Genomic DNA, 4,721 nt, shown 5'->3' with positions numbered 1-4,721 from the left:
CGTGCACCCCTTTTTACAGGACAAATTGCTGGAAAATCTCCAAGATACTGCCCATCTATTGAAGATAAAATAGATAAATTTCCAGATAAAGAGAGACACCATCTTTTTATAGAACCACAAACATCGGACAATACAGAGTGTTACATAAATGGTATGAGTACCTCTCTCCCACCTGATGTGCAAAGAGATATGATTCACTCTGTAGTAGGGATGGAAAATGCAAAAATTGTGCGTTATGGCTATGCTATAGAGTATGATTTTGTGGATCCTCGTGAGTTGAAACATTCGCTAGAGACAAAAAAGATAAAAGGTTTATATCTTGCTGGTCAGATAAATGGAACAACAGGATATGAAGAGGCAGCTGCACAAGGAATGATGGCAGGAATAAACGCATCTCTTGCTTTAGAGGAGAAAGAGCCACTTATTTTACGCCGTGATGAGGCGTACATTGGTGTGCTTATAGATGATTTGGTCACAAAAGGGACAAATGAGCCTTATAGAATGTTTACAAGTCGTGCAGAGTATAGACTTCTTCTGCGTGAAGAGAGTGCAGATACTCGTTTGGCCCACTATGGGCATGCACTTGGATTGGTTCCTGATGCACTTTATGAAAAAGTGAAAACAAAAGATAGCCAGATAAAATATGGGGCAAAAAGATTAGAAGAGATAAAATTTACACCAAACAAAGAGTTTAATGCACTTTTAGAATCTATGGATGAAGCTGTCCTCAAAGATGTCTCAACCGCACAACAGCTTGTTGCTCGTAAAAGTTTTACTGTAGAGAAAATGCTTAAAATTGTTCCTGAGCTTGAAAAATTTGATGATTACATTAAAGAAGAAATTCTTGTTGAGGGAAAATATGCTCGTTACATTGACAAGCAGAGTGATGAGATAGAGCGTATGAAAAAATATCTTAAAATTAAAATTCCTGAGGGCTTTAGTTTTACAGGTGTGAGTGGACTCTCAACTGAAGTTCAAGAAAAACTAGCCGAGTTTAATCCCCCAACACTTCAAGCAGCGATGAATATCTCTGGAATCACACCTGCTGCGATTGAGATTTTACATATTTATATAAAAATGGCGGCAAGAAAATAATGAAGACATATTATTATGTACATACGGGTCATCGCATAGGTTTAGATAGATTTCGTCGTGCGTCAGCCATTTTGAATTGTTTAAAAGATGAAGATATAACACTTCTAACGAGTGATTACAGAATCGCTCAAGAGGCTCGTAATTTTGGTATTGAGAAGAGTGTGGGGATTGATGTTGTAAGAAATATACCTCAAATCGCAGAGAATGGTGATAGGCTTATTTTTGATTCTGATGAAGCAAATCCTATGATGCTTGAAGATATGCGAGACTATTTTTCATCTTTTATCCGCATAAGCGATAATAAAGATGATACTAAAGCAGATAAAGAGTTTCTAATTTCTCCCTATTTGGAGGGCAGAGGTATCTGTAATGCAGTAGTTGTAGATGAAAAATACTTTGGTGATTTCAAAAAAGATGTGAAACTAAGCTATTTTTTTGGGGATGATGACTACGAAAAAGATTTAGAAAAACATTTCAGTTTTATTGAAGATTTACATCCCTATCTACAGTTAGGTTTTTACTATTTTCTTGATTATGAAACGATGTTAGAGGAGAAATTTCTTAAGAATTTTGAATTTGATGATTATGAAGAGATGATTAAACGCAGTGAAATTCTTTTGAGTGCTTCGCCCCAAGCCATTTTAGACTCCTTAGCAACGGGTGCAAAGCCTATCTATTTTCAAAGAGAAGATTATACACAGGAGTTTATTCCTCTTTTTGAAAAGTTATCTATACCAATTATTTATGAATATAATAAAAACAGGCTAAATGAGATTATTAATAATATTTCCGTGATTAAATATGAAAAAGTTGATATAAATTGTAACAAAATTGCTTCTTTTATAAAAAATAACTTAAATTTATAAGTAATTAAAACTTATTTGGTATATAATAGGGATTGAAAATTCACAACAGGTGAGAAATATGAAAAATAGTAGCCGTAGAGGTTTTATGGGTAAAGCATTTGGTGCTGTTGCTGGAGTTGGTGCTGTTGCATCGCTCTATGCGATGAAAAGATCTTGGGACCCACTCCCAAGTGTAAAAGCAGCGGGATTTACTACTCTTGATATGTCAGAATATAAAGAGAATGAATTAGTAGTGGAAAAATGGAGAGGAAAGCCTATTTTTGTTCTGAAGCAATCTAAAGAGATGTTAGATACTGAAGATAAAAATATGAGTGAAATTACTGGAAAAACAACATCAGCAATGGATAAGAAGAGACTTCTTAAAATTGGTGGTGAGTACTATATGGTCTGTGTTGGACTTTGTACGCATCTTGGTTGTATTCCAGGATACCGTCCAGATAAAAAAGACTTTTTATGTGCTTGTCATGGTGGTATGTACGATGATGCAGGTATGGTTACGAAATCTCCACCACCTCGTGGTTTTGACATTCCTCCATTTAAAATAGATGGTATGAAGTTAGTTTTAGGTGAATCATCACCTGAATATGAGAAAATGCTCGCTGATGGCGTAACACTTAAAGTATAAGTAAAAGGAAAAAAATGGCACATTTTACAAAAGCTACAAGCCTGCATGATTGGATGAATCAACGCCTTGGTGTTGATACTCTAAATCGTGTTTTGGCAACGGAATATTGGATCCCTAAAAATATTAACTTTTTATGGGCAATGGGTATGATTCTTGCAATTACATTTGGTATATTGTTAATTTCAGGTATCTTTTTACTTATGTATTATCAACCAAATGTACATTTGGCATTTGATAGTGTAAACTACACGATTATGCAAGAAGTTGGTTATGGTTGGTTATGGAGACATGTACATGGTGTAGCTGCATCAGTAGTTTTCTTAATCATTTATATTCACATGTTTACTGGTATATACTATGGTTCTTATAAGAAGGGTCGTGAGATGATTTGGATCTCAGGTATGCTTCTTTTCGTTGCATTCTCAGCAGAGGCTTTCTCTGGTTATATGCTTCCATGGGGACAAATGTCTTACTGGGCTGGTATGGTTATTACAAACTTATTTAGTTTAGGTGGTTTGCATGCAAATGGTTTAGTTGAATGGATTCGTGGGGATTATGTTCCTGCTCAAGCATTCTTAAATCGTTTCTTTATGCTTCATGTATTACTTATTCCTTTAGCTATCATCGGTCTTATTGCTTTACACTTTGGAGCACTTCGTATTCCTCATGTAAATAACCAAGATGGTGAAGAAGTTGATTTTGAAGTTGAATCTAAAAAATATTTAGCTGGTGATACAAAAAATTCTAAAGTTATTAGATTTATGAATGATTTCTTGGCAAAAGATATGATGGTTGTTGGAATTTATCTTATTTTCTTCTTCTATCTTGTATTTTATCACTATGATTTTGCAATGGATCCTGTTAACTTTGACCCTGCAAATGGTCTTCATACTCCGACACATATTTATCCTGAGTGGTATTTCTTATGGTCTTATGAAGTATTGCGTCCGTTCTCTACAAATGTAGGACTAATAGCGTTTGCATTTGCACAGGTTATTTTCTTCTTCCTACCATTTTTAGATAGAAGTCCGAATGCAGTTCCTGCGTCTCGTCGTGGTCTTTTCCAAATTTGGTTTTGGGCTATGCTTGTAGATATGATTGTTTTAACAGCAATGGGTAAAGTGCCACCTGAAGGTTCTTTTAGTGTTATTGGGCATTATGCAGCATTAACATTCTTTGCTTTATGGATTGCACTTCCATTTATCACAAAATTTGAAAAAAAAGTTTAAGGAGTAAAAAGTGAAAGAATTATTTATATTAGCAATAGTAACTACATTTACTCTTGTAACTTACTATTTAGTTGAACCTTTTGCACATTCTCATATGCATAAGCATTATGAGAGTCAAGGGTTTGCATACAAAGATTTACCGGCACTTACCAAAAAAGGTGATGCTACTCGTGGTAAAGATTTAGTTATGGGTGCTGGTGCTTGTACTGGTTGTCATGGTATTAAAGTTGCAGGTATTGCTGCTCCTATGGATGCTGTAACTGCAGCACAAAGTTATGGTGTAAATCCACCAGACTTGTCAAATGCAGGTGTTGTATTTGATCCTAAATTTTTAGCATCATTAATTAATAATCCTGCACATGCTTTATTGCTTGAGCATAAATACAATGCAAAAACTGGAAAAACTTTCCCTATGCCTCAGTTCTATGGAGCAGGTGGAGATAAAGCACAAGAAGTGGCTGACATGGTTGCTTATTTACAATCAATCGCTGTACCTGCAGATAAATTAACTCCAAATATGGCGTTTGAAACTGCTTGTGGTAGATGTCATGCTATCCATTATGAGTATAATCTTAATGGAAAAATGCATCCAGCTTGGACTCAAATTGGTGAAACACCTAAATTTAAACATAAACAAGATGAGTTAGCATTTGAGATGAAAGTTGCAAATTATGATGATGCATTAACAAAATATCTTGGTAAATTACCACCAGATTTAAGTATGTATATTCGTTCTCGTGGTGAACACTATATTTCAACTTTTGTTGAAAATCCTCAAAACTATCTTAAAGGTACTGCAATGCCACGCGTTGGTGTAACTGCAGAAGCTGCTGAGAAAGTTATAACACATCTTCAAGATGTTGGTGACTCTAAACGTCATAAAAGAGAGAGTGTTGGTAGAAATGT

Annotated in this window: 5 protein-coding genes; all 5 read left to right on the top strand. The window is 35.1% G+C overall.

The genetic code is table 11. The features are described from left to right. A partial coding sequence (locus tag MVY38_RS03245) for an FAD-dependent oxidoreductase (protein ID WP_297483555.1) occupies positions 1-1,095 on the top strand: 1,095 nt, incomplete at its 5' end. Further along, positions 1,095-1,961 (top strand): hypothetical protein, encoded by an 867-nt coding sequence (locus tag MVY38_RS03240; RefSeq protein ID WP_297483553.1) that lies wholly within the window; start codon positions 1,095-1,097, stop codon positions 1,959-1,961. The genes MVY38_RS03245 and MVY38_RS03240, both read left to right, overlap by 1 nt. Before the next feature lie 58 nt (positions 1,962-2,019). Further along, entirely contained in the window at positions 2,020-2,586 is a 567-nt protein-coding gene (gene petA / locus MVY38_RS03235; protein ID WP_297483552.1) for a ubiquinol-cytochrome c reductase iron-sulfur subunit, read from the top strand. 14 nt (positions 2,587-2,600) lie between these two features. After that, the gene (locus MVY38_RS03230; protein WP_297483551.1) at positions 2,601-3,815 is read left to right on the top strand and encodes a cytochrome bc complex cytochrome b subunit; all 1,215 of its coding nucleotides are present in this window, start codon (positions 2,601-2,603) and stop codon (positions 3,813-3,815) included. A gap of 10 nt (positions 3,816-3,825) precedes the next feature. Next, on the top strand, positions 3,826-4,721 hold an 896-nt coding region (locus MVY38_RS03225), incomplete at its 3' end, for a c-type cytochrome (protein ID WP_297483550.1).

It is taken from the genome of Sulfurimonas sp. (assembly GCF_027056685.1).
Lineage (GTDB): Bacteria > Campylobacterota > Campylobacteria > Campylobacterales > Sulfurimonadaceae > Sulfurimonas.
The sequence above is the reverse complement of the archived record's forward strand: the minus strand, read 5'-3'. Positions and strand labels throughout refer to the sequence as shown.

Coding starts and splice junctions, on each gene's coding strand:
- MVY38_RS03240 (WP_297483553.1), top strand. CDS start 1,095: ATGAAGACATATTATTATGTACATACGGGTCATCGCATAGGTTTAGAT.
- petA (WP_297483552.1), top strand. CDS start 2,020: ATGAAAAATAGTAGCCGTAGAGGTTTTATGGGTAAAGCATTTGGTGCT.
- MVY38_RS03230 (WP_297483551.1), top strand. CDS start 2,601: ATGGCACATTTTACAAAAGCTACAAGCCTGCATGATTGGATGAATCAA.